We start from the raw sequence: 5,456 nt of genomic DNA on the forward strand, positions 1-5,456 counted from the left end.
GAGACGATCGCCGGGCCGCTCGCCGGCTCGATCGGCCGCCCCGCCTTCACCGTCAGCATCGGCAAAAGCCGCACGGCCTTGCCAGGACAATTCACACTGGAGTGGAATCCCGATGAACGCAGTTTCGAGGAAAGAAGGGCAGCGAATTCTGTCCCTGTGGTTCCCGCATCTCGCCGCGGAAAGGATCCTGCGGCAGCGTCTGGGGCGGTCCTGGCGTTCCCGGCCGTCGGATCACCTGCCCCTGGTGATCAGCCATCGCCAGGGGAACGCGCAGCGCATCGCCGCCCTCGACGAGCGGGCTGAGGCGCTTCACCTGAAGCGCGGCATGGGCATAGCCGACGCGCGCGCCATGCATCCGTCGATCGACGTGGTGGAAGCCGATCCCGAGGCCGACCGCCGCCTGCTCGAAAGCCTTGCCGACTGGTGCGACCGCTACACCCCGCTGGTGGCGCTCGACGCAACCGATGGCCTGTTCCTCGACGTCACCGGCTGCACCCACCTTTTCGGCGGCGAACGGTCAATGCTGGACGACATCCTGTCGCGCTTTTTCCATCAAGGTTTTGATGTCCGCGCCGGCCTTGCCGCCACACCAGGTGCTGCCTGGGCGGCAGCACGGTTTTCCAGTGACCGCATCGTCCCTTGCGGCGAGGAGGAGGCGCTTCTCGCACCCTTGCCGCTGGCGGCGCTGCGCATCGAGCCTGATATCCGCGCCAGCCTGGAAAGCGTCGGTCTGCGCACGGCGGGGGCCGTCATGACAGCACCGCGCGCGCCGCTCGCCCGCCGCTTCGGCGTATCCCTGCTTTTGCGCCTCGACCAGGCGCTCGGCCGCCTCGAGGAAGCGGTGTCGCCGCGCCTGCCGGTCGCGCCGCTTTCGGTCGAACGCCACCTCTCGGAGCCTATCGTGCTGACCGACGAAATAGAGCGGCTGGTGAAAATGCTGGCGACGACTTTGAAGGCGGATCTCGAGCGCCGCGGCGAGGGCGCAAGAAGGCTGGCGCTGCTGCTTTTCCGCGTCGACGGCGCCGTAAGCCGTATCGCCGTCGGCACCTCGCGGCCGTTGCGCGAGCCGCTGCTGATCCAGAAATTGTTCCACGAAAGGCTAGCCGCGCTCGAACAGGACATCGATGCCGGCTATGGCTTCGATCTGGTACGCCTCTCAGTCCTGTCGGCCGCGGCCTTCGACATGCAGCAGGCGGATCTCGCCGGCGAGACGCGCGATGACGGCGCCGACATCGCCCTTTTCGCCGACCGCATCCGCGCCCGGCTCGGCGAAAGCGCGGTTTTGAAACCGGTTGCCGTCGAAAGTCATCTGCCCGAGCGCGCCGTCGCCACGCTTCCCTTCGCGGAGGCGCCGCAAAGGGTCTCTCCGCCGAAGAAGCCGGGCAAGATACAAGACACTTCATCCAAGCCTGTCTTCCGGCCGGAACGGCCGATCCGGCTGTTCCGTTCGCCTGAACCGATCGAGGTGCCGGTCACCGAAATGCCTGAGGGCCCGCCCATGAACTTCCGCTGGCGGCGCGCGCTGTACCGGGTCACGCGCGCCGAAGGGCCGGAACGCATCGCCCCTGAATGGTGGCGGGAGGCGTCGGGGCAGGAAGACGCGCCGACCCGGGATTATTTTCGCATCGAGGATAGCGATGGCCGCCGTTACTGGCTCTACCGTCAGGGCCTCTACGGCGCCTCTCAAGTCCCGCCGCGCTGGTTCATGCATGGGGTCTTCGCATGAACGCGCTGACGGCGGTTCCCTATGCCGAATTCGGCATCCAATCGAATTTCTCGTTCCTGCGCGGCGCCTCGAAGCCGGAGGAACTGGTGGTCGCGGCAAAGTTTTTGGGATTCTCGTCGATCGGGCTTGCCGACCGCAACACGGTGGCCGGCGTCGTGCGCGCCTGGCAGCAGGCCAAGGTGGAAGGCCTTTCCTATCATCCCGGCTGCCGCCTGGTTTTTTGCGACGGCACGCCTGATGTCCTCGCCTATCCGCAGGACCGCAAGGGCTGGGGCCATCTGTGCCGCATGCTGACGCAAGCCAATATGCGCGACGAAAGCGAAAAGGGCGCACCGCTTCTCTTTCGCGACGACCTTCTCGAATGGGGCGATATCATGTCGCTGGCGGTCCTGCCGGCTCTGTCGGCGCCGGCGCAAGATGATCTCAGGCTGCTTGGCCGGCTCAAAGACCGCTTCGGCAAGGCTTTGCGGCTTGCCGTTTCGCCGGATTATCACGGCAACGACCGCTTCCGCATCGAGCAGGCAGCCTCCATGGCTGAGGTATCAGGCATTCCGCTGATGGCGACCAACGAGGTTCTCTACCATACGTCCGAACGGCGCCGATTGCAGGACGTGCTGACGGCGATCCGCCTCAACGTGCCTGTTGCCGAAGCGGGGCTGGAACTGGCGGCCAATGCCGAACGCCATTTGAAGCCGCCAATGGAGATGGCGCGGCTTTTCCGCAGGCATCCGCAAGCACTGGCGGAAACGCTGCGCTTTGCCGGCGAATTGAGCTTCTCTCTCAGTGACCTCCAATACAACTATCCCGACGAGCCGACGGAATCGGGCCTCGGGCCACAGGACGAACTGGAAAGGCTGGCTCGAGAGGGAGCGGCGTTACGGTATCCCTCAGGTGTTCCCGCCGATGTGACGAAGCGGATCCGCGAAGAGCTCGCCTTGATCGAGCGCCTGAACTACGCGCGCTATTTTCTGACTGTCTATGACATCGTCAAATTCGCCCGCAGCCAGGACATACTCTGCCAAGGACGCGGCTCCGCGGCCAACTCGGTGGTCTGCTATTGCATCGGCATCACCGAAGTGGGCCCCGAGCGGATCGACTCGCTTTTCGAGCGCTTCATTTCCGAGGAAAGAAACGAGCCGCCCGACATCGATGTCGATTTCGAGCATGAAAAGCGCGAAGAGGTCATCCAGTACATCTATTCCAAATACAGCGCCAAGCGCACTGCGCTTGCCGCCGCCGTCGTCAGCTATCGGGGCCGGTCGGCGATGCGCGAAGTGGCCAAGGCGATGGGCCTGTCGGACGATGTCAGGAGCGCGTTGTCCAGCTCGATCTGGGGTTGGTCGACCTCGGAGCTCGGCGAAAAGGAGACCAGGGCCGGCGGCCTCGACCAGACCGATCCATCGACAAGGCATGTGATCGAATGCGCCAACGAGATCATGGGCTTTCCCCGTCATCTGTCGCAGCATGTCGGCGGCTTCGTCATCACCAGGGACCGGCTCGACGAGATCGTGCCCATCATCAAGACGGCGATGGACGAGCGCAAGATGGTCGAGTGGGACAAGGACGATCTCGACGCGGTAAAAATCCTCAAGGTCGACGTGCTGGCGCTCGGCATGCTGACCTGCCTGCAGCGCGCTTTCAAGCTGCTTAGGGATTATTATCCTGATGAGAGGGATGACTATGGCCAACCCTATGTGTTGGCCACTCTCCCGGCAGAGGACAGGCACGTCTACGACATGATCTGCCGCGCCGACACGATCGGCGTCTTCCAGATCGAATCGCGCGCCCAGATGTCGATGCTGCCGCGCCTCAAGCCGCGCACCTTTTATGACCTCGTCATCGAGGTGGCGATCGTGCGGCCCGGCCCGATCCAGGGCGACATGGTCCACCCCTACCTGCGCCGCCGGCAGGGCAAGGAAAAACCCGAATATCCCAGGCCGGAACTGGAAGAGATACTCGGCAGGACGCTGGGTGTGCCGCTGTTTCAGGAACAGGCGATGAAGATCGCCATCGTCGCCGGCGGCTTCAGGCCGGGCGAAGCCGATGAATTGCGCCGCGCCATGGCCACCTTCAAGCGCACCGGCACGATCGGCAATTATCGCAAGCGGATGGTCGATGGCATGATGAAGAGGGGTTACGAGAAAGACTTCGCCGAGCGCTGCTTCAAGCAGATCGAGGGGTTCGGCGAATACGGCTTTCCCGAAAGCCATGCCGCCTCCTTCGCCCTGCTGGTCTATGCCTCTTGCTGGTTCAAGACCTTCTATCCCGACGTGTTCTGCGCCGCGATCCTGAATTCGCAACCGATGGGGTTTTATCAGCCGGCTCAGCTTGTCCGCGACGCGCGCGACCATGGCGTCAAAATCCGCGAGGTCGACGTCAATTTTTCCGGTTGGGATTGCGCGCTGGAGGAGGAGCCTTTCGATCCGGCCCGGATCCTCGAACGTCATGGCGCGATGCGCAGCGTCATCCGGACCAACCATGCCGTCCGGCTGGGTTTCCGTCAGGTCAAGGGCCTGTCGAAGGAGCGCATGGAGGTGTTTGTCGCCAGACGCGGCGACGGCTACGAAACCGTTCGCGATGTCTGGCTGCGCTCAGGCCTCTATGTCGACGAGATCGAGAAGCTGGCGCAAGCAGATGCGTTCCGTTCGCTCGGCCTCGACCGCCGCGACGCATTGTGGGCGGTCCGCGCGCTCGACGGCAAGAGTGCCGCCGAGACTTTGCCGCTGTTCGACCGGCCGGCGATCCGCTTGCGCGACCTCGAGCCCGAAACCAGGCTCCCCACAATGCCGCTCGGCGAGCATGTCGTCCATGACTACCGTTCGCTCGGCCTGTCGCTGAAGGCGCATCCGCTTGCCTTTCTGCGCCAGCGGCTGGATCGTTCCGGCGTCACGTCCAATGCGCGCCTCCCCTTCGTGCCGGATGGCAGGCGGGTCTCCGTCGCCGGCCTGGTGCTCGTGCGGCAGCGCCCAGGCACTGGCAAAGCGATTTTCCTGACGCTGGAAGACGAGCAGGCCGTCGCCAACATCATTTTTTGGGAAAGAACCTTCAATCGCTACCGACCCATTGTCATGGGGGCGCGGTTCGTTCGTGTCACCGGCAAACTGCAGTCGGAATCGAACGTCATCCATATCGTCGCCGAAAAGGTCGAGGATCTGACGCCCTGGCTGTCCGTGCTTTTGGAGGAGAAGCCCGATGTACCTGTCGTGCAAAACGACCGGCAGGATATCGCGGCGCTATCGGGGAAGGCGGAAAGGGTCATGCCCAAGGGGCGCAATTTTCAATAGAGGATACCGGTGCGGCGGCGCACAATCTTGCGAAATGTCGGCGGGACAGCAAAAGATCACTACAGTTCAGGACGGTCCGCCCAGGCGCGGCGGCAATCCGTCTTCGAAGGGAATCACGCGCGCCTCCGAAGGCAGCATGATCGGGATGCCGTCACGCACCGGATAGGCAAGCCGTGCGACCCTCGAGATGAGCTCGCCGCGCTCCGGATCCCAGGTAAGCGGGCCCTTGGTCAGCGGGCAGGCAAGCAATTCCAGCAGCTTGGGATCGACATTGGCCTTCTTTCCGTCACGCCCATCCACCACTTGCTCTGTCCTCTCGCCAGCATTTAAGCTTCGCGCGGCTCTTCCTTCTCCCCTTGTGGGAGGAAGGTGGCCGAGCGAAATCTCGGTCGGATGAGGGGTGCTCCAGCTTGGCACCCACCGCACTCCGTCCAGCACCCCTCAAC

3 protein-coding genes and 1 pseudogene are annotated in these 5,456 nt (G+C 63.7%); 3 read left to right on the forward strand and 1 reads right to left on the reverse strand.

The genetic code is table 11. The features are described 5' to 3' along the window. The 3 genes and pseudogenes from E5W87_RS24350 to E5W87_RS24360 all read left to right on the forward strand — a co-directional run. Positions 1-303, forward strand: a pseudogene (locus tag E5W87_RS24350) (hypothetical protein); the annotation flags it as partial. Then, positions 245-1,726, forward strand: a complete 1,482-nt coding sequence (locus E5W87_RS24355; protein ID WP_292403318.1) for a DUF6504 family protein — start codon at positions 245-247, stop codon at positions 1,724-1,726. The pseudogene E5W87_RS24350 and the gene E5W87_RS24355, both read left to right, overlap by 59 nt. Beyond that, positions 1,723-5,010, forward strand: coding sequence for an error-prone DNA polymerase (locus tag E5W87_RS24360; protein ID WP_292403321.1), 3,288 nt, complete (start codon positions 1,723-1,725; stop codon positions 5,008-5,010). The genes E5W87_RS24355 and E5W87_RS24360 overlap by 4 nt, the downstream gene beginning before the upstream one ends. A gap of 66 nt (positions 5,011-5,076) precedes the next feature. Here the strand turns inward: E5W87_RS24360 and E5W87_RS24365 are convergent, their stop codons facing one another. Further along, entirely contained in the window at positions 5,077-5,313 is a 237-nt protein-coding gene (locus E5W87_RS24365; RefSeq protein ID WP_292403324.1) for a Trm112 family protein, read from the reverse strand. Positions 5,314-5,456: the final 143 nt, after the last annotated feature.

Origin of the sequence: Mesorhizobium sp., from assembly GCF_004962925.1 — a bacterium.
Lineage (GTDB): Bacteria > Pseudomonadota > Alphaproteobacteria > Rhizobiales > Rhizobiaceae > Mesorhizobium.